The organism is Hymenobacter defluvii (genome assembly GCF_017589435.1).
Classification (GTDB): domain Bacteria; phylum Bacteroidota; class Bacteroidia; order Cytophagales; family Hymenobacteraceae; genus Hymenobacter; species Hymenobacter profundi.
Map to the genome: position 1 here is coordinate 243942 of NZ_JAGETX010000006.1, position 20799 is coordinate 264740.

The 20799-nt window shown below is 59.2% G+C and carries 12 protein-coding genes and 1 pseudogene; 5 read left to right on the top strand and 8 right to left on the bottom strand.

Translation table 11 applies throughout. The features are described from left to right. Positions 1-74 precede the first annotated feature (74 nt). Positions 75-2477, bottom strand: a complete 2403-nt coding sequence (gene pbpC / locus J4D97_RS12945; RefSeq protein ID WP_208307923.1) for a penicillin-binding protein 1C — start codon at positions 2475-2477, stop codon at positions 75-77. A 445-nt stretch (positions 2478-2922) separates the two neighbouring features. Here pbpC and J4D97_RS23545 point away from each other — a divergent pair, with 445 nt between their 5' ends. Together J4D97_RS23545 and J4D97_RS12955 are read left to right on the top strand one after the other, a co-directional pair. Next, positions 2923-3012, top strand: a complete 90-nt coding sequence (locus J4D97_RS23545) for a Uma2 family endonuclease (RefSeq protein ID WP_243900288.1) — start codon at positions 2923-2925, stop codon at positions 3010-3012. A 223-nt stretch (positions 3013-3235) separates the two neighbouring features. Beyond that, the gene (locus tag J4D97_RS12955; protein WP_208307925.1) at positions 3236-4075 is read left to right on the top strand and encodes an FkbM family methyltransferase; all 840 of its coding nucleotides are present in this window, start codon (positions 3236-3238) and stop codon (positions 4073-4075) included. Between the two features lie 8 nt (positions 4076-4083). On the opposite strand, the gene J4D97_RS12960 is transcribed toward J4D97_RS12955, so the two are convergent. Together J4D97_RS12960 and J4D97_RS12965 are read right to left on the bottom strand one after the other, a co-directional pair. Next, positions 4084-4962: a hypothetical protein gene (locus J4D97_RS12960; protein WP_208307926.1), complete on the bottom strand. Its 879-nt coding sequence runs from the start codon at positions 4960-4962 to the stop codon at positions 4084-4086. Positions 4963-4991: 29 nt separating this feature from the next. Continuing rightward, complete coding sequence (locus J4D97_RS12965) at positions 4992-10544, bottom strand: alpha-2-macroglobulin family protein (RefSeq protein ID WP_208307927.1); 5553 nt, start codon at positions 10542-10544, stop codon at positions 4992-4994. A gap of 319 nt (positions 10545-10863) precedes the next feature. On the opposite strand from J4D97_RS12965, the pseudogene J4D97_RS12970 reads away from it, so the two are divergent. Further along, a pseudogene (locus J4D97_RS12970) lies at positions 10864-11415 on the top strand (RBBP9/YdeN family alpha/beta hydrolase); the annotation flags it as partial. Between the two features lie 120 nt (positions 11416-11535). Continuing rightward, complete coding sequence (locus J4D97_RS12975) at positions 11536-12090, top strand: M28 family peptidase (protein WP_243900290.1); 555 nt, start codon at positions 11536-11538, stop codon at positions 12088-12090. 308 nt (positions 12091-12398) lie between these two features. Here J4D97_RS12975 and J4D97_RS12980 read toward each other — a convergent pair whose 3' ends face one another. From J4D97_RS12980 to J4D97_RS13000, 5 genes are all read right to left on the bottom strand, one after another. Further along, positions 12399-13535 (bottom strand): alpha/beta hydrolase, encoded by a 1137-nt coding sequence (locus tag J4D97_RS12980; RefSeq protein ID WP_243900291.1) that lies wholly within the window; start codon positions 13533-13535, stop codon positions 12399-12401. A 188-nt stretch (positions 13536-13723) separates the two neighbouring features. Then, positions 13724-14509 carry a LytR/AlgR family response regulator transcription factor gene (locus J4D97_RS12985; protein ID WP_208307928.1) on the bottom strand — a complete coding sequence of 262 codons (786 nt, stop codon included), beginning with the start codon at positions 14507-14509 and terminating at the stop codon, positions 13724-13726. Positions 14510-14539: 30 nt separating this feature from the next. Continuing rightward, entirely contained in the window at positions 14540-15595 is a 1056-nt protein-coding gene (locus J4D97_RS12990) for a sensor histidine kinase (RefSeq protein WP_208307929.1), read from the bottom strand. A gap of 138 nt (positions 15596-15733) precedes the next feature. Beyond that, positions 15734-17731 (bottom strand): beta-L-arabinofuranosidase domain-containing protein, encoded by a 1998-nt coding sequence (locus tag J4D97_RS12995; RefSeq protein ID WP_208307930.1) that lies wholly within the window; start codon positions 17729-17731, stop codon positions 15734-15736. Between the two features lie 95 nt (positions 17732-17826). Beyond that, entirely contained in the window at positions 17827-19560 is a 1734-nt protein-coding gene (locus tag J4D97_RS13000) for an arylsulfatase (protein ID WP_208307931.1), read from the bottom strand. A gap of 232 nt (positions 19561-19792) precedes the next feature. On the opposite strand from J4D97_RS13000, the gene J4D97_RS13005 reads away from it, so the two are divergent. After that, positions 19793-20749: a formylglycine-generating enzyme family protein gene (locus J4D97_RS13005; protein ID WP_208307932.1), complete on the top strand. Its 957-nt coding sequence runs from the start codon at positions 19793-19795 to the stop codon at positions 20747-20749. Positions 20750-20799 lie beyond the last annotated feature (50 nt).

Genomic DNA, 20799 nt, shown 5'->3' on the forward strand with positions numbered 1-20799 from the left:
CATCTGTAATACAGATGGTTACAGTTTGATATTTTTTTGTGCACGAGGGTATCTGGCTACCCTATGCGGAAGTTCTATTGCTCCGTTATCAACACCTGCACATCCACGTTGCGGCCGTGGTCGTCGGCGCAGGAAATTTTCAGTGGACCCGGCGAAGGACGAAAGAATACCCGCTCGGTTGCGTTGGCGGTCCGCAGAAATTGGTCGTTCACGTACCAATGCACCTGCCGTACCTCGCTATCGGTGGTGCAGCTAAGCAGGAGCTGCTGGTGCTCGTGGCGGTCGAGCACGTACTCGGTATTGGGTAGGGGCGAGGTGATACTCGGCGCCCGCTCGGCGCCGCCGCGCACCAGCTGACACTGTGGGTTGTGCGGGGGTAGGCGGCGGTACGAAATGCCCTGTGCCTCCTTATAGGCCGCCACCTCAGGTAGCAAATTAGGGTAGAGCACCCGCCGGTAGCCCGCAGCCGGCGCACAAGCCCGGCAGTAAGCAAACGCCCCGTCTTCCGACACCAGCACCTCGCGCTGGTGCTGGCAGCGCCGCCCGCTGCTCACGTTGGGCAAGAAGTAGTCGATGATCTGGTTGGGGCAGTTCTCGCCCGGTACTAGGCCGGTTTCGGCGCACACCAGCCGGAAATCCAGCGCCGCAGGCGGTGCAAACCAGTTGTTGGGCGAGTTATAGGCGAGGGTGTTGAACAGGTCGAAGAGTAGGGGCGTAGCTACATCGGCACCCGTAAGGGTAGGCGCGCCCTGTCCGCTGAAATTCCCTACCCATACGCCAATCGTGTATTCCTTATTATAGCCAATGCTCCAAGCGTCGCGGCGGCCATAGCTGGTGCCGGTTTTCCAGGCTATCTTAGGTAGGCGCAGGCTGCTAGTGGCGTTGATGGGCAGGTCGGGGCGGGTAAGCTGCGAGAGGATGTCGGTGACGAGGAAAGCGGCGGCGGGGGAGGCCAACTGCACCTCACGGGGCACCCCACCCCCCGGCCCCCTCCCCTCCGGGAGAGGGGGAGTCAGGCGACTCCGTTCAATATTCTCCTCAGGCTCCCCCTCTCCCGGAGGGGAGGGGGCCGGGGGGTGGGGTGCACGTAAGCGCAGCTCCGCATACCTCCCCCCATTCGCCAGCGCCGCGTACAGGCCCGTTAGTTCCTCCAAACTAGCCCCGCAGCCACCCAAAATACTGCTGAGCCCCAGCTGTGCCCGGTTGCGGGTGATGCTGCGGAAGCCGGCCCGCCGGAGCTGCTCGGTGAAGGTGGGCACACCCACCTCTTGCAGCACGCGCACAGCCGGAATGTTGAGGGAGTAGGCCAGGGCGCGCTCCAACGTCACTTCGCCCTGGCAGTGCTTGTCGAAATTTTCGGGGCGGTAGCCCTGGAAGTTGGTGGGTACATCGGGTAGCAGCAGCTTGGGCGTGACCAGGCCGCGGTCCAGCGCCAGGGCGTAAAGAAATGGCTTGAGCGTGCTACCCGGCGAGCGTATGGCCGTGATGCCGTCGTTCTGCCCCTGCCCGGCAAAGTCCCGGAAATCGGCCGAGCCGACGTAGGCCTCTACCTGCCGGGTGGGGTTATTCACCACCAGTACGGCAGCCTGCGTGATGCCTAGCTCGTGCAGGCGGCGCACGTAGTTGCGCGTCAGGTCCTCGGCGCGGGCCTGTTGGCTGCGCTGCAAGGTGCTCTGGATGATGGCCTCCCGTGGAAACTGCCGTACCAGTCGCCGCGCCAAGTGCGGGGCTAGGGTAGGCGCAGCGTGGCGCTGGGCATCGAGCGGTTCCAGCAAGGCATCAGCAATGTCTTTCGGCGGAAACAGCTTTTCGCGGCCGAAGCGCCGGAGCCAGCGGTTGCGCTCCTGCATGATCCTGCCGTTGTCGCGGCCGAGCACGAGGCTGGTAGGGCGATTCGGGATGATGGCCAGCGTAACGGTTTGGGCCAGCGAGAGGTAGTGTGGAGGCTGCTGGAAGTAGAGCAGCGCAGCCGACTTCACGCCCTCAATGTTGCCCCCATAAGGCACCAGATTCAGGTAGAGCTGTAAGATTTCATCCTTACTATAATGTGCCTCCAACTGCACGGCGCGCAGCATTTCCACCAGCTTGTTGCCCAAGGTGCGTTCCTTGGGTTCCAGCAGCCGCGCCACCTGCATAGTAATGGTGCTGGCCCCGGTGGTGCGTCCGTGGCCCAGCACGTTGCGCCCAGCGGCCTGCACCACCGCCACGGGATTCACCCCGAAGTGCCAACGAAAATACCGGTCCTCCTTCTCGATAATAGCCGCCCGTAGTGCCGACGTAATATCCTGTAGCTCCGATTTCATCCGCCACTTTTGGGTAGGGTTGAGGTAGGCGTGCAGCACCGTGCCATCGGCGGCCAGCACCAGAGGGGAATAGCGCGGGGTGGGGGGTAGAGGAAACGCCCAGTCAAGGCCGAACAGCAGCACAATCAGCAATCCTAGTGCTACGAGGAGCCGTATGCTGGTGCGCCGTTTCATGGCTGCAAGATACAGGGTTAAAAAGGTAAGTGTAACGCAAAGTCTCGTGTCTGCTTTATCAGCGCAACCCCACTTCGCCATGCCAACTATCACAGATATTTCTCAACTCGACTTTGCCAAAATGTACACCTACGCCGACTACCTTACGTGGCGGCTCAGCGAGTTCATGGAGCTAATTAAAGGGAAATCCGGCGCATGAGCCCACGCTGCGGGTACGCCATCAGAAGGTAGGCCGCCACCCGGTATGGACCATTGACCAGCAACTTGATACCAACAAATGCGAAGTCTTTTTTGCGCCCTTCAATATGCGTCTCATCAAAGCTGCCTCCAACGGCGACGCGACCGTACAGCCCGACCTCTGCGTTGTCTGCGACCCTTCCAAGCTAAACGAATTCGGCTGCGTGGGTACCCCAATTGGATCATCGAAATCCTGAGCCTCGGCAGCATGACGCACGACAGCAAAACTAAGTTTGACCTCTACGAGGAAAATGAGGTAGAGGAATACTGGATGGTTGATCCTGGCCTGAAAACGTAATCGTATACGTGTTGGAAAACGGGCAGTATCAGCTACAAGGCGCGTTCTATCAGCCAGGCCCCATTTCGACGCGCACCCTGCCCGGCCTTACGTTGGAGTAGGCGGAGGTATTTGAAGGGGTGTAGCGATAGGTGAATCATTTACGGCTAGCTGTTTCCGAAAATGTCTAGCTTTGAATTCGATTTTTGTCCGTTACTCTAGTACACTTTCCTCATTTAAAACTATGCTGAGCTACTTTAAAGAGAAACTTGCCCGCTATCAGCAAAAACGTACCTTTCAAGAGTACGGCTACGAAGTCAAGCGTTTCAATATTCCTACTATCGGAGAAGTAGAATATGCCCAATGGCAGCATCCTTTTGAGGGGGAGAAGGTCATGGATGCAGAAAGTGTGAACTTTTATAAGCTGTTTCTACGAGAAGGTGACTTAGCCATCGACATTGGTGCGCACACTGGCGATACGTCAGTCCCAATGGGGCTTGCAGTTGGTAAAGCTGGCTGCGTATTGGCTATAGAGCCAAACAAATATGTGTACAAGATTCTGGAAAAGAACGCCAGCTTGAACCCGACTCAAACGAACATTAAACCGCTCAACTTCGCCGTAACCGAGCAGAACGGCACTTTCGAATTTAATTACTCGGATGCTTCTTTTTGCAATGGTGGTTTCCTTTCTGAAATTGAAAATCAGAACCACAAACATGCCTATACACTTCAAGTGACAGGTAGAAATCTGCCCGATTTCCTGCATGCGAATCACGAAGCCTTGTTATCCAAATTGGCTCTTGTGAAAGTGGATGCGGAAGGCTACGACAAAGAAATCATCAAGTCCATCCGCGAGATTCTTACGCGCTGGCAGCCTTTTCTGATTACGGAATGTTACAAACGTCTCAACGAAGCCGAGCGTTTCGACTTATTTGACACCGTGATAGGCCTGGGCTACTCTCTCCACCGTATTGGCGATCTGCAAGGGCACGACCGCATTGCTATTACGAAGCGGGAGGATATGCTGAAATGGCCCCACATGGATATGATTGGCATACCGCAGGGTAAGCAATTGCACGGGTAGGCAGCAGCTTAGAGTTGAATACGAGGCTCTTTGTACTGACGACCTACCAGCTTCAGTAAAGTCCGGCGCCAATTGGGTAAGGTACGGTAAGCCATTTCGGTTTTTTGTAGGCCGGGTAAATCGATGCGGTGGGCGCGGGCTAATAAATCTGCGTGTGAGCCGCCCTGATATTCATCAAACAGCTTAACGAGTAAAGGTCGGGCTACTTTTACATTCCAATAATGTATTGCATACGGCGCAACTTCCTGCACCGGTCCGTCCAGTGCAAAACGTGTGCAGCAGGCTAGCTGCTCCATTACAGGCTTGCAATAGGTAGCGTACAGCGTATCAGCTAGCTGCACTACATCATGCAGTACATGAGCATCTTGGCTACGTAATCCTACGGCCCCAGAGTTGTACATCTTAGATTCTGGGCTGATGCGCACTTGTGTGGCGCCTGCCTGAAACTCTCGCCCGCCTAAGCGTCGGTAAATTTTGCGGCTCAGCGGGCTGCCGTCTTTAAGTGTTCCCTCATCCTCGTGCATGAAGCGTACACCTTGTTCAATTTGCTCGAAAATAGGAGTAGGGTCACGCTGCCAGATGGTGTCCGTGTCCAGAAATAGCAAGTTGCCAGGATAATAAGTGGCGGCGTGCTCTAATACATTAATCTTCAACATATAAGGCATGTCGAACTTCCCACGCCATGCCTTCCAGTCGGCAGTAGAAACTGCAGGATAGTGGACATCTGGACGGCTACCCAATACTCTTCGGAAAGCATCTGGGGCATCCGTATAAATCAGTACATTGGCTAGAAGAGGGGGCGCGACTTCGAAATAGGAAAGTAAGCTATACAGAGCCTCTCCACGGTATACTGCGGCACCTTGGGCAACATAAACTAAGTAATTCATATCTACTCGCAAAGGTAAGTTAGTTTGCTCTACCGCACCCGCACCACGCCCGCGCCCGAGTAAGAGTGATACGCCGCATTATACATAGCATCGGCACTCACCGGGCCTAGCTTGAACGTGCCTTTACTCACCGCCCGCGCCAGGTAATAGAACACTTTCGGCTGAGCAGTAGCTGTGGTGAACAAGTTCAGACGGTCGTCGCGCACGTCGAGGTAGTCGGGTTGGGCGGCATCTTTCACCCAGGCCAGGTCGCGTACGGCACCAATGCGCGGGTTTTCGATTTCCAGGCCGGCAGGCAGCAGGTCCGTGATGGCCACGTTTTCCACAGTGCCGGCCATTTCGGCGGCTTGCAGGGTTAGGCGGACTACTACCAGGTCGTTTTGCTTGAATGCGGTGCTACCCACAGGCTGGCCGTTGCGGTTCAGGAACTCGCGGCGGATGCGCAGGTACTTGTCCTCCTCGGGCACGCGGCCGGTGGGCGAAATACCTTCCATTTCCCAGAAGTAGTAAAGCTTGCCGCTACCCTGCGTGCGCAGCACCAGCGGGCGGTTGGCCACGTTCGTCACCGACACATCCTTGCCCGAGAACTGTCCTACCACCTTGCCATCGGCCAGCAGCGCCGCCGTGACGGTACTGGCGGCGTTGCGGCGGGCCAGCTTACCCAGCGCGAGCAGCGAAAACGCCCGTTCCTGGGTGTTCAGCCAACTTGCCTGCTGCACCTGCCGACTGAGCTGCCGGGCCAGCGGGGCCACCTGCGGGTGGTCGGCGTCGGCGGCGAGGAGGGCGTTGAGCACCAGCGCCTCGTCGCGGATGGGGGAGGAGAACGAGCCAGCCAGCTCGCGGTCCCCAGTGGTTTTGGGGGCGAAGCGGGCGGGTAGGAGTTGCTGGAAGCTGCGCTGGTTGCCGGCCACGGCAAAGGTGCAGGCCAACACCCAGCGCGCATCCTCGGTGAGCAGGCTGCGGTTGGCCTTGTAGTAGTTCAGCGCCACCGCGTCGGGCTGACCGGCCAGGGCCAGCACGTAGAGCGAATAGGTGGTTTCGCGCTTAGCCCGCGTGACGGGCTGAATCGCGCCGCCAGTTTGGATGATGTTGTAGGTGTCGGTTTCGCGCTTGCGCACGCGGGCTTGCAGGTAGCGCAGCACCCGGTCGAACACGGTTTTGTTGACCTGGAAGCCGGCCTGCTGGGCTTCGAGCAGGAAGTGGGCGGCATAGGCTGTGGCCCACCAGTTGTCGTAATCGCCGCCGGGCCAGTAGCTGAGGCTGCCGTTGTACATCTGCTGGGCCTCTACCTTGCGGATGGCCTCCTGCACGTGGTAGTTGGGGTTATACAGACTCGCCTTTGCGGCCTTGCCAGTTTGTTGCCCCAGCGTGGCCGCCAAATCACCGTAATACAGCTGCGGGAAAGCGGCAGACACGGTTTGTTCCAAACAGCCATAAGGATACTGCAACAGGTAGCGCAAGTCCTTGGCAAACACCGTCATCGGCGAGCGGCTCACCACCAACTGGCTCTGCAGCGACGAGGGGATGAAATCCGTTTGCAGCTTCAGCGGCTGCGTCGCGCCACCCGCTACCTCACCAGAGCCGTTGCGCTTTTGCAACGGCGACGCCGGGCGGACGGGGAGTTCGATGGTTTCGCTTGAAACATAGGTTGGTTTTGGGTCATTAACGTGTGTCAGTATAGCGGACACATTTGATTTTTTGCGTTCATAAGCGTGAATTTCAATTTTAACAAAGCCCGTCCCAATAGTTGATGCAGTATATCGGTAATTTACACGAGTCTCTGCATTGGGCTTTAGCACGACATCACGAATGTTGTAGACGGGACCTAGCGGTGAAATAGCATCGGGCACATGCTTTATCAAACCATTAGAAGGGAATAGCCTTACATCCAGGATATTCCCCGTCGTATTCGTCAGCGTCACCGGCACGTCTATCGTGTCGCCGGGGCTGAGGAAGCGGGGTAGGGCAGTGCTGATGACCACCGGATCGGCGACGCGCATGGTGTGCTCGGCCGCGCCGAATGCGTCGTCTTTATAGGCCACAGCCATGACGCGTACGGCTCCCGAAAACTGCGGAATTCGCACGCGGTAGCGCACTTTGCCGTTGGCGTCGGCCGTGAGCACGCCGCTCCATTTGGCCAGCAGCTTCACGCGGCGCGAGGGTACGGGCGTGGTGCGGCGGGAGAGGTCGGCGGCGTCGCCCCCGCTGCTGCTGGTACCGAGTTCGGGTAGGAGGAAGGGGTACACGTCATAGGCCTGCACCTCCAGGGCGCGCTTCTGGTAGAAGTAGCCGTGCGGGTCGGGCGTGCGGTAGTCCTTCATCTGCAAAATGCCCTCGTCCACCACAGCCAGCGTCACCTGGGCCTTGGGGGCGGTGCTCACCTCAATGGTCTGGAAGGTTTGGGAGCGGCTCTGCGCGGGCGCTTTAATGCTGACGGCCAGCTTCGAATCGGGCTTTTCTACCATCAAAGGCATGAAGCCCCGGGCCACCGTGAGGGGTAGGTGGTTGTCGCGAATCTCGCGGATGGCCGTGGCCGTCACGTACACGTTGGGCACGTGGCCGGCGCGAATCGGCACGTCTACCTTCGCCGATTTCTCGTCGGTAGTCACGTAGAAGCTGTTCAGCACCCTGTCCCGCTCCACGGTCACGAGCACGCGACCGGGGAAGGGCGTTTTCAGCAGCAGGTGGGCCGTTTCGCCGGGTTCGTACTTGGCTTTGTCGGGATCAATAGTCACCTCGCCCTCGTTGTTCACCTCGAAGCTGTTGGCCTGGGTGTCGCCGTAGCCGTAGGCGTACACCTGCTGAGCCACGTAGGTAACTGCGCCCGGCCGCGCTACCCTGATTTCGTATTCGCCGGAGTAGGTAGGCGCAAACTGAACCGCCGCGCCGCCACCCGCACCCACGGTAACCTGCTGACTAGATACCACTTGCTCGCGCTTCTGCGAGTTATAGATGTAGCGGCCGCCCTGGTGCTCAATCACGGTTTCCCAGAGTAGGCGCACCACCTGCACCCGCGCCGGGGCGCTGGTGGGCTGGCCGGCGGGCGTGAGGGCCACCACCTGCACCGGCACCTTCTCGCGGGTGCTCACCAACTCCGGCAGTGCCCGAATACCAAAAAGGACAGGCTGAGTCTGCACTTCGAAAGTAGCCAGGCGGTTCACGGGGCGGCCGGTTTCGTCGAACACTGTGGTGAAGGCTGCGCCTTCCAGCGTACCCAGGTCGGTGTAGTCGGGCACCTGGTAGGTGGCGGTGCTGCGGCCGGCGTCGTCGGTAGTGCCTTCACGCACCGTCTTCTCGAAGCGGGCCGAAATCGGCGTTTGCTCTTGGTAGCCGTAATTGCCGCGCCGCTTCTCGCCGCTGTTGATGGCGAAAGTATAATCGGGGTAGTTTTTCGGGGTGAAGGGCTTTTCTTTCAGCGAAAACTCCACCTCAAACTTGCGGTCGGCGGCGGGCGGACCGAACAGGTTTTGCGCCGTGATGAGGGCCGAAACCGGCTGGCCCGGCTTCACCACGGCCCGCGAGGCTTTCACCGTCACCTTCAGTCTGTCCGGAATAAATTCTTCCACGCTCAGTTGGCGCGAGGTCAGCAGCACGTCGTTGCCGGTGAGGACTTCCAGCGTGTAGAGGCCTGTCATGATGCTGGGCGGTAGGATAAACCGCGCCTCAAACGCCCCCGCCGCCGACAGCTGCTGGCGCAAACTCGCGTATTCCTTGCCGGTGGGTAGGAGCAGGCGAATCTTGACGGGTAGGTTTTTGGGTGGCGCCTGCCAGGTTTCGGTCCGAATGATGGTATTCGTGCGGATAGTGTCGCCGGGGCGATACAGGTCCCGGTCGCCGTACAGGAAGGCCTGGTAGCGGGCCGCGTTGCGCTGCAAGCCCCCTACCTCAAACCGCGACGTTTCCACGCGGCTGCGGCTCAAATCCAGAAACGTGAAATCGGCCTGGCGCTGCGCCATCACCATGCCCAGCCGGAACCGGCTGGTAGCGGCGGTGCTGTCGAATTTCGCTACCCCATCAGAGTTCGTGGTCCCGGTGCCCATCACCTGGTTGTTGCTACTCACAAAGCGCACCGACACGCCCGCCAGTGGCTTGGCGTCGCGGATGGAGTTGGCAAATACCAGCGTGCTACCCGCCGCACCCTGTTTCACAATCAGGCCGATGTCGGTGACGGCCACCAGCTTGCTCACTTGCAGCCACTGCCGCTCGGTGTCCTGTATTTTGATGATATAAAGACCTTTCAGCCCGTCGGTAAACTCCAGCTCTTTCAAGCTGAGGTTGAGCAAACGCAAGCCCTGCTGCTTGGGCAGCCCTGCCACCGTGTAGGTGCGCTCCGACAGCACGTTGCCTAGGTTCTCCACGTCGTAATACTGAAACGAACGGTCGATGTACTCGCCGTTGTCGTCCGTGTTGTCTTCTTCAGAATCGGGGTCGTACTCGGGGTAGCCGTATTGCGAGCCGCTACGCAACAGCTGCTGTATGTTGTTGGCGTAGACTTTCGCAATGGTCACCTTCACCTGCGCCACCTCGTTGATGCGCACGCCCAGGTTGCGGGCGCCCAGCGCGTCGAGGTACATGGCCTTGTCGCCGCTGGCAAAGCTGATGGTAGGCCGCTCGTTGCCGAAGCTTACGGTTTGGGTCACGTCCTCGTCCAGCTGGCCGCCCAACGTGCCGCGCAAGCCGCTGCCGATGCGCACCTGGTAGCTCTTGCCTACCTCAAACCCGCCTTTCAACGTGAAGCCGCCCTCCTGCGTCTCCACTGCAAACGGCACCTGTGGCGACACGGCCAGCACGCCTGTCAGGTCGCCCTCTGCTACGGGCTGGTTGGTGCGCACCGTTACAACCGGGTCGGCGCCCTGCAAGTAGCCCGATACGCTGCTCACGGCCAGGGCCTGCGGGTCGGGCACATCTACGGGTAGGGTGAAGTCCTGCGTAGTGGGCTGGTCGCTGCCAGCGGCGCGCAGCCCGGCCGCCAGCGCCACCGTGAGCGGGGAGCCGGGCCGTACGTCCTGCGTGAGGGCAAGTTGGATGGTCTGGTCTGGCTCGGTGGTCAGCACCTCGAAGGCCACCGGCTGCCCGTCCTGCGTCAGGCGCAACAGCGGGCGTACATCGGCGGACCGCACGGCGTAGTTAAAGGGTAGGTCGAGGCGCAACTCGGCGGTGCCCGCCGCCCGCCGCGAGCGGCCCCAAAAAGCTTGCACCGTGCCCGGCTGGAGATAGGGCGTGTGAAATACGCGGCGGTTTTCCGGCAGTTCCACGTCGCGCTTGTCGGTGGGTAGGGCCTGGGGCCGCAGCGTCGCCCGGAAGGTAGTGCTGGGTCGGAACGGCGTGAGGGGCGAGAAGATCAGCTCCCGGTCGTTGGTCCACTTGAACTTGCCCCGCATGGCCGGCTCAAATGTTACTACCTGCGTGGTATCCCAGCGGTCTTGCTGCTCCGGCTCTACTACCGCTTGGTCGAACTCAAATACCAGGTTTTGGTAAGGGTCGATTTCTTCGCCGTTGGGGGCAATAGGCGAGGTGGTTTTTGTGCAGGCGCATAGGAATAGCAGCAGCCACAGCAGCGGCAAGCGGGGTAGACGGGGCATTGTGTATAGTGGAGTTGGATAGAAGGGTAAGGTATAGAAAACGGGTGTTATATGCTTTTTTGTATATGTTAAATTCAGCTTAACATGAGCGAAATACCTGTTTAATTAGCCTGAGTTTAGCGTAACGTAACTCGTGCTTCGGTTCGCTTCGAGGATGAGGTTGCACCTTATCTGCCACATAGCAGGACCGTGCTGTTCACATAGCATCGTTCTGGTGAGGCAGGCACAACTCCCGGCATAGTCGGCACGAGCTACACTGTGCTAAACTTGCGCTAGTTACCTTGCTTCACGCTGGCGTAGCTTACACAGCAAGCGCTTACAGTCGCAAGACAACCACTTCCTTATGCCTACTACCATTCTCACCGCGCCTGGACTAGGCAACTCTGGCCCGACACACTGGCAAACGCAGTGGGAACAGCAGTACGGCTACCAACGCGTGCAGCAACACAATTGGAACCACCCCGTTTGCGCTGATTGGGTGCAAACGCTTGAAGCTGCCGTAGCTGCTGCCGGCCCGCAAGTGGTACTAGTAGCGCACAGCCTGGCCTGCGCTACGGTGGTGCACTGGGCCGCTACTACTCGCCACCACCTGCAAGGCGTTCTGCTCGTAGCGCCCGCCGATGTCGACCGGCCCGACTTCCCGCCCGAAGTAGTAGGCTTTGCGCCCATGCCACTGGCGCGCCTACCGTTTCCCAGCATCGTGGTAGCCAGCACCGATGATCAGTACGTCAGCCTAGCTAGAGCCCAGCGGTTTGCGGAGGCCTGGGGTAGCCGGTTTGTGAATGTAGGTGCGCTAGGGCATCTAAACTCCGAATCAGGGTTGGGGCTGTGGCCGCAGGGGTATCAGTTACTTCAGGAGCTGTTGGGATAGGAGTAGGCATTTGGGCGCTCAGGTGTTGTTCAGCTACCCAGAGAAAAGAGTGTTTTCAGGCAGACAAAGCCTTGCCAGTCGTATAGTAACTGATACTCCACTACGCCCACGCTTCTTCCTATGGCTGCCAACCACACCCGACTCTACGCCGATGTGCAGTTCCTGACCGAACTGCAACCGGCGCGCAACTACCGCAACCTGGCCTCGCTCAACCAAGCACCCAACTACATTCAGGCGGCGCTACGCCAAGCTGGCGGCCAGCCGCAAGACCAAGTGTTTCGCGTCGATGGCCAGAAATATCGCAACGTCATTGCTTCCTACGGGCCGCCCGATGCACCGCGCCTTGTAGTAGGGGCGCACTACGACGTGTGCGGCGACCAGCCCGGTGCCGACGACAACGCCAGCGCCGTGGCTGGCCTACTGGAAACGGCTCGTCTGCTACACGAGCAGCGCCCCGCCCTATGCTACCGCCTCGACTTGGTGGCGTATTGCCTGGAAGAGCCGCCCTACTTTGCCACCGATAACATGGGCAGCGCCGTGCACGCCAAGTCGTTGCAGGAAGCGGGTGTGGTAGTGTGGGCCATGATCTGCTACGAGATGATCGGGTACTTTAGCGACGTGCCCGGCTCCCAGAACTGGCGGCACTATATCCCAATACCGGCAATTACTCACTAGACCTCCGATACCATCGATACACTGGATTTTCACCGCATGGCGCAGGTAGTTGATGGCGTGTACGGTGCCTTATTGGGTCTAACTTAGCAAATAACGTGAAGCTCTGCTTCGCGACCGTGTGAACGACAGGGTAGTAGCCCATAACGACTATTTTTTAGTGTCTTCATCAGCCTTTGAATAACACAGGATTAACCGTCTGCTAACAGAGCACTGTATCAAAGCCAAAACGGCACGGCGTTCCGTGGACACCGTGCCGTTTTGGCTTTGATAAGAAACTAGGCTTAAGCTACTATTAAAGTAGCAGAAGGCTACTGCAAGCTCTTCTTCAGTTCTGAGGCAGCCAAGGCCTGCGCTTCGCGGGCTTCGGGTACTACCGTGGCCATGCCGAAGAACTCGTGCGTCACGCCCTCATATACCTTCGATGTTACGGATACACCGGCGGCTTTCAGCTTGCTGGCGTACTCTTGACCTTCGCTTTGCAGCGGGTCAATTTCAGCGTTGATGACCGTAGCTGGGGGTAGGCCGCCCAAGTTGGTAGCATTCACCAGTGAAATCAGTGGGTTGGTGCCGTCAGCAGAGCTCGTCAGGTACTTGTCGTAGAACCACTGCATCAGCGGCTTGCTCAGCGGCTTGGCGTTGGCGTACTGCGTATACGACGGCGTGTTCATGTCGTAGCGGGCAATGGGGTACACCAGCAGTTGGTGCACGGGCAGCGGCACCGAAGCGTCGCGGGCCATTAGGCATACTGCCCCGGCTAGGTTGCCCCCGGCGCTTTCGCCGGCTACCGCAATGCGCTGGGCGTTGATGTTGAGGGTAGTCGCGTTGTCACGTACCCAGCGGTAGGCTGCAAACGAGTCGTTGTGGGCGGTAGGAAACTTAAACTCTGGCGCCTGACGGTAGGCCACTGATACCACTACGGCGCCCGTCTGCTCCGACAAGGCCCGCGCCGATGGATCATAGGTGTTCAGGTTGGCAATAACCCAGCCGCCGCCGTGGTAATACACAATGGCTGGCAAGGTACCCGTCATATTTTTGGGACGGTAGATGCGTACGCGAATCGTGCCACCCGATACCGGAATGCGCTGCCCGGTGGTGTCTACCTGCGACACGGGAGCGGGTATGTTGTAATCACGCATCACGGCCATGGCCGCATCGGTAGCCGAAGGCGCCATGCGGGCTTGCTGCGGCGTGAGCGACGTGAGCGCAACCCCATTGCTAAGCTGGTCGAGCTTTTCGATGACGGTTTGCATCTCCGGGTGAATCGTTGGACCCCATTCGGGCTTTGGGCCGGCGGGTTTGATGCCCGAGCTATCGGAGTCAGAATCGTCGTTGCAGGAAGTAGCGCCGGCCAGTACACCAGCCAGGAAAAGCGCAGAAACCACGCGCCGGGACCAGGTCCGCGCAGTGGTCAGAGAGGAAAGATGATTGTTCATGAAGTTCATCATAAGGGTGAGGGGTGGAGCCCGTTAGCCTAATCAAAACCGCTGGCTAACGAGTCACCCCTCATACGCCTACTGATGCATACCCGCCTCTTGGTAGGGACGAGCTGGCTATTATTAGGGACAAGCTGTACTGTAAAAGGGGTAGGCAGTCCGGTTTGCCTGTTCAGCTAGCCAAGCTACTCACAAGCAGTTCAAGAAATAAACTGCTTCAAAAACTGCTGAATGGCGTCGTTGTAGCTGCGCGAGGAGGTCAGGTGCTGGCCGTCTTGTAGCGTGAGTAGGTACTCGCCGTGGGCCCAGGGCCGCAGCTCTTTCACCTGCTGGGTGTTCACAATAAGCGAGCGGTGAATGCGCAGAAACACGCTGGGGTCGAGCTGGCGCTCTAGCTGGCTGAGGGTAGAGCGCAACACGTGGGGCTGCCCTTGAGCATGCACAGTTACGTAGTTGCCGGTGGCCTCCAGGTATTGCACCTGCGCCGTGGGCACAAAGTAAAGCCGCCCCGGCTGCTTCACCAGCAACTGGGTAGGAAACGCGGGTGCAGCGGCGGGGCTGGGTAGGGTGCTCAGGAAGGAAGTGAGTTGCTGGTGCAACTGCTTGGCCTGGTGCTGCGCCATGCGCTGGCGCACGTGGGCCAAGCAGCGGGTAAAGCGGTCGGGGTCGAGGGGCTTGAGCAAGTAGTCGAGTGCATGGGCTTCAAAAGCCTGTAGGGTGTAGCGGTCGTAGGCCGTCACGAAGACCACCAGCGGCATCGGCTGCTCCTGAAGTTGCTGGAGCACCTGCAAGCCTGTGAAGTCGGGCATCTGCACGTCCATAAACACTAAGTCTACCTCCGCATCGCCAGATAGGGCAGCCAGGGCCTCGGCGCCGTTGCTGCACTGGCCCTGCACCGTGAAGTCGGGAGCATGGGTCAGGAGCTGGGTGATGCGTCGGCGGGCAAGCGGTTCATCATCTACAATCAACGTACGAATCGACGACATAGGAAGCAGCAAACCAGGAATAGGGTAGGATTAATTTGTCTGGAAGGGCAGCTCCAGGCGAACCACCGTGCCCTGCTCTGCGCCCGAGCGTAGGGTAAGTACGTAGCGGCTACCGTACAAGGTGCGCAGCCGCTGCTCGGTATTGGCCAGCCCTACCCCACGTACACTATCAGCATGGGGGCTGCTGCCGCTGTTGTGCACTTCCAGCACAAGCTGGTTATCCTGCCGATGCGCTTGCAGCTGGATGCTGCCGCCGCCCACCGCCGCCAGCCCATGCTGCACGGCGTTTTCAATTAGAGGCTGCAACAGCAGGTGCGGCACCAGGGCGGGTAGGGCGGCAGGCGCTACGTGGTGCGTGAAGGTGAGGCGGTCGGAGAAGCGCACCTGCTCGATGTCGAGGTAGAGCTGCACAAAATGCAGCTCCTCGGCCAGGGGTACTTGCTGAGCTTCAGTGTGGTCGAGCACCAAGCGCAGAAACTCGCCGAGCTTGGCGGTCATGCGTTGGGCCGCGCGGGGCTCGTCCTCAATCAGCGTAGAAAGGGCGTTGAGGGTATTGAAGAGGAAATGCGGATTGAGCTGCTGTTTCAGCGCGTGCAATTGGGCCTGCACCAGCTGAGTTTCCAGGCGGGCGGCCTCCAGGCTGCGGTGCTGCCACTTGTGGTAAAAGTCTAGGGCGTAGGCCACAAACAGCACCATCCAGTAAATCGGAATCCAGACGTTGACCGAGCCCAGAATGGCCGCCCAGGAAAGACGCACGCCCGGCACCGCCATCAGGTAGAGCAGCGCGAGGTAGGTGGCTCGGTAGAGCACCGTAATCAGTACACTTGCTACGGCGTGCACCAGCAGGTAGGCCAGCCAGCGCCGCCGACCTGCTGTGAGATTGAAGCGCGTAGCCAGCTCAAAGACCACCGGCGTGAGCAGGGTGCCAATGATGCCGTAGACCAGCGGCCCCAGCACCGCCGTGCGCCAGTGCACCGACAAGCCACTGGTGAGGGCCTGCCCATACACGAGCAAAATCATGAACAGCGTGAACACGCCCCAGGCCAGGGCCACCCGAAACCACGTAAGGCGGTGTAGTAATAGCATGCGGAACAAACCAAAAGAGGTCTACTCCAACGTAACTATACCCGGCTAAGTTGGGCCTGATGGCTGTAGCGGCCAGTAGACTCTACTCATGCTAACAAGTGATTTTTGACGAGCTATGCGATGGTAGTGTACGCTGAGCTACGGCCGCACCACCGGAAAGGACGTAATGCGTAGATTAGTAGCACCGTACGGAATAAGCGTCAGCGTTTCGGGAGTGGACCCGGCGGGCCGGGCTACCGGACTGGCCGGCGGCGGACCAGCCGAGTTCTGCGCCATTTGCCACTCGGGTAGGCGCATGCCCTGCACGCGCAACTCAACGGGTGCGCTATCCGGCGAAAAGACTACGCCAGTAGTCGGCAACTCCTTCACCTGAAATGCATTGGTGGGGTTGGCTGAGGGTAGCAACAGGCCGTAGTTCCAAGGGGTAGTGGCCCGCACGGTGTAGTCATCGGCTTGGTTGGGCCGGTCGCGCAGTTTGTCCCACTGCTCGCCCAGCTTCAGCCCATACACCAGCGGCCCGCGCTCCACCGATACCGATTGGTTGTAGCCCGGCTGCACGCGCACGTCCATGGGTAGGCGCAGCTCCACCACATCGCCTTGCTGCCAGCGGCGCTTTAGCTGGTAGAAAGTACCAGCCTTCGGAGCATCGGCCACAGGTTTGCCATTCACCGTCACCGTCGCTTTATCGGCCCAGGCCGGGATGCGCAGGCGCAACGGGAAAGTCACTTTCTTAGCTGATTTCGCTACCACAAGCCGAATATTGTCGCGGAAGGGGTAGTCGGTTTCCTCGCGAATGGTGATGTCCGTTTTGCCTACCTGGGTGGTTAGCTCGCTGGGCGCGTAGGCCGCGGCCACCAGGCCACCATCGGGCGAGGCCATCCAGAGATTGGCCGCAAACTTGGGCCAGCCCTGGTGCATATTGGCCGTGCAGCACCCAAACCACGGCTCCAGGCCATACACATTGGAGTCGTCGCCGTTGGTGGACCACTGGCGCTTGGCTTTACTCACCAGCACCTGGTTGGGCTGCTGGTCGTACTGATGCGCCCACATGGTAGGGTCGAAGGTGGCGGGTAAGGCGTTGAAGGTGATTTTCTCCAGCCGGTCGCCAAAAGCAGGGTCGCCGAGCAGGGCCAGCAGCTGCTCGTAGGAGTACTGCGCCTCCACCACCGCGCACAGTTCAATGCCCTGCGACGGGTTGCGGCCCGAGAAGTGCTCGTCGCCGCTATACATGCCGTTGGGTAGCCCGTGGTACTGGTCCAATACCTTGATTTGTTGGTAGATGCTCTGACGGTCAGCAGTGGTGCCGCCAGTCATGCCCCAAAGCGCGGGCATTTTCAGCGCCATGGCATTATTGACGCCGTGGGCTTGCAAGGATTTGTTGGTCAATCCTTTCGATAGGCCCAAGCTCTCCACCGATGTTGGCTCGGTGAAGGGAAACTGCGCGTACATCTGCTGCCAGTTGTAGCCCTGCCCGGCCAGCTGCTGGGCCAACGTCAGCAGCTGCGGATTCTTGGTCTTTTCGTACACCCATCGAATGGGCAGCAGCTCCTCGGCCCAGCGGTATTTGGCCCACTCGTGTAGCGGATTAGCGGCCAACTGGCTACTCTGGTAGGCGAAGTATTTCTCCATGAAGGGGACCACGCGCTTGTCACCTGTCGCTTCCTGATATTGCATCAGGCTTTTAAGCACCAGCATATTCGGCCACCAATCCTTATTCTTGGCAGGGCCAATGGCACCATCGGGCCGTTGACTTTGCAACGTCCAGTCAATCCATTTCTGTGCCTTAGCTTTCAGGGTAGCATCATCGAGGAGGTAGGACAGGGGTAAGAGGCCGTCGAGGTAGTAGGGGCCTCGTTCCCAGCCCTCGCCCGAGCCACCCAACCAAGCACTGTTCGGCCCCACATCGGACCAAAACTCGTCCAAATGGCCTGTCAACCCATCGGCCTGAATGCGCAACTGACGTTGAAGCCAACCCGCCGGTTTTACCGCACCCAGAGGCATCATCTGAAACGCACTAGCCTGAAAAGCCGCTGATTTGGGAGCGGTAGGGGTAGGTGTTGGCGGCGTTTGGGCGTACACGCGTAGGGGGAGCAGCGCCACGGTCAACGAAAAAACAAGCCGGGAGAGAAAGGTCATAGGGTAGGAAGGTAGGGTGGATGGGAGAAGCCGACCGAAGCCGCTTGCTACTGCCTTTGTCGCTTCCGAAGTAGTTTCAGTACTTGGTGGAGAGGCTACTGCTGGGCCGTGGGCTTCGGAAAGACTTTGTATTCCTCGGCCAACTGCTGCCAGCGCTGACTCATAGCCGTCACGCGGTCGGGGTATTGGGTGGCCAGGTTCTTGGTTTCGGAGCGGTTGTTTTTGAGGTCGTACAGCTCCCAGGGCGCGTTGGCGTCTAGGCGCACAATCTTCCAATCTTGCTGCCGGAACGCCGCCGCGCCGAAATGCTCCCAGAACAACTCCGGGTGAATACGCTGGGCTGGCGCCTTGGCCGAGGTCAACAATGGCACGAAGCTCTTGCCGGGGGTAGGTGTGATGGTGCGCCCCTCGAAGGTACTAGGGTAAGAAGCCTGCGCCAGGTCCAGGAACGTGCTCATCATATCAATCACGTGCAGCGGCTCGCGCACCAGGCGGCCGGGCTGCTGCACGCCGTGGGGCCAATGCACAATCAAAGGAGTGGCAATGCCGCCTTCGTGCTGCTTGGCCTTGTAGTAGCGAAACGGTGTGTTGATGCTGTGCGCCCACACTGCGCCAATACCAGCGTGCACTAGTTGCCCATTGGGCAGGACTTCTTTCTTGGTCGGAAACGCCACCGTTTGGCCCTCGCGGGTGCTGCCGGCCCGGTCGAAGCCGGGGCCGTATTCGGTGGGGTCTTCTGAGCTGGCGCCGTTGTCGGACAAAAACATGATGATAGTGTTATCGAGCTGTTTGGTGCGCTTCAGCTCCGCAATCAGGTGGCCAATGTTCTGGTCCATGCGGTCGACCATGGCCGCGTGCACGGCCATAGCGTGCGCGTCCCAGTCCTTAGTAGGGTTGGTGGCCCAGTCCTTTTTCGGAAACATAAAGTCCGGCAGCGGCGTGGTGGCTGGGTCAAACAGCTTCAGGTCGATGATGCGCTTGTAGCGGCTCTGCCGCAGCGCCTGCCAGCCATTTTTGTAAGTGTTTTCGTACTTTTTGATATCCTCGGGTAGGGCCTGAATGGGCCAATGCGGGGCCGTATAGGCCACGTACATGAAAAACGGCTTATCAGCCTGCTTGCCAAACTGCCGCACAAACGACACCGCCGTATCGCCGATGGCATTGGTGTAGTAGAAATCTTTGGGCACCGTTTTCACCGGCTGGTTGCCGTACACCAGGCTGAACGGGTCAAAGTAATCGACCACGCCCCAAATGGTGCCGTAGAACTTCTCGAAGCCGCGGCCCGTGGGGTAGGTATTGGGGTCAGAAAATGCGCCGTAGTCGGCTTGGTGGGCCAGCCACTTCAGTTGCTCAGCGTTGTCTTTGCGCCCCACCGTTTCCGAAATGTGCCACTTGCCTACCATACCGGTCTGGTAGCCGGCCGCGCGCAAGGCCTCGGCAATGGTTACGGTGTGCTTATCCAACGTGCCCTGATAACCAGGTTTGCCCTCAGCAAACGTCATTTTGCCAATACCCGCTTGGTGCGGATACAGGCCCGTGAGCATGGAAGCGCGGGTAGGGCAGCACCGCCCCGTATTGTAGCAAGCATTGAAACGAAGCCCATCCTTGGCGAGCTTGTCCAGATTGGGCGTGTTGATTTCGCCGCCGTAGCAACCTAGATCGGAGTAGCCCAGGTCGTCGGCCATGATGAGGATGATGTTGGGGCGTTTGGCCGATTTGGATGGCGCCAGGGTGAAGGCCATTGAGCCCATCAGCACCACCAAGGCCAGTGCACTGCTAACGGCGTGGTAGGCGTAGCGCCCAGTGTTTTTGACTGGTAGACGAAACATGCTATTGCTGATAAGAGACACGGAAGCCCACCGCGCAAGGATGCCGCGAACCTCATTAACCCAGAAGAACCAGCCGACAAGCTAAATCATTTTAGCATATTGAGTATGATGCCTATAAAGATTTGTGTTCTATTGGCGTGAACAAACCGCAATCCGGTTGCTTTCGCAAGCAGTATGTGCTGACATTTACTCGTGCTGTACTACCCCGACCAATCTTTCGTCATGTATGCTGATGCGTCATTTTCTGAATAGTCTGTGTGCCAGTAGCCTACTGCTGGCACTAAGCGCCTGCGAATCTGGCCCACTTGAGCAACGGAAGTATTCGCCTACCATCACGGTGTTTGCTCACGAGCCGGCACAGAAAATAGCTCCAACCAACGCTCTGCCCGCTGCCGTGCCGGCCGGGATGGTGTACGTGCCCGGCGGCTACACTCAAGTTGGTTCCGCCGATGGCGTGGCGCAGGAAAAGCCCGCGTTTTGGGTGCTGGTGAAGCCATTTCTACTAGATCAGCACGAAGTGACGGTAGGGCAGTTTCGGGCTTTTGTGCAGGCTACCGGCTACAAAACGGAGGCCGAGCACTTCGGCAACGGTGGCGTGCTGGACGAAACCACCAAGCAATGGGGCCTGAAAGATGGGGCCAATTGGCAGTACCCCTACGGCCCCGAAGCCGGCCCCGCCGCGCCCGACCAGCCCGTCACGCAAGTATCGTGGAACGATGCGCAGGCGTACGCCAAGTGGGCCGGCAAGCGCCTACCTGATGAAATAGAGTGGGAACACGCCGCCCGCAATGGCCGCAACACCCGCACGCTCTACCCCGCCGGCGACAGCCTACAAGTGCAGGGCAGGTTCACGGCCAACACCTGGAACGGCACCTTCCCCGATTTTGACCGCCAGACCGACGGCTTCCATTACGCCGCGCCGGTAGGCTCGTTCGGCACGTCGCCGCTGGGCCTGGCCGATATGTCGGGCAACGTGTGGGAGTGGTGCGCCAACTACAAGCTCACCTACGCCGACATCATGGACTCGGTGGCCGTGGCCAACTCGCCTACCACCGAGCGCGCCCAGCGGGGCGGTTCTTTCCTATGCGAGCCAGGCTGGTGCCACGGCTACCGCGTGTCGGGTAGGGCGGGTAGCACCCCCGAAACCGCCCTCATGCACGTGGGCTTTCGGTGTGTGCAGGATTTGTAGCTGCTTGCCGTCGTCTGCCGGTCCGACGCCGTAGGCGTCCGACCGGTTTT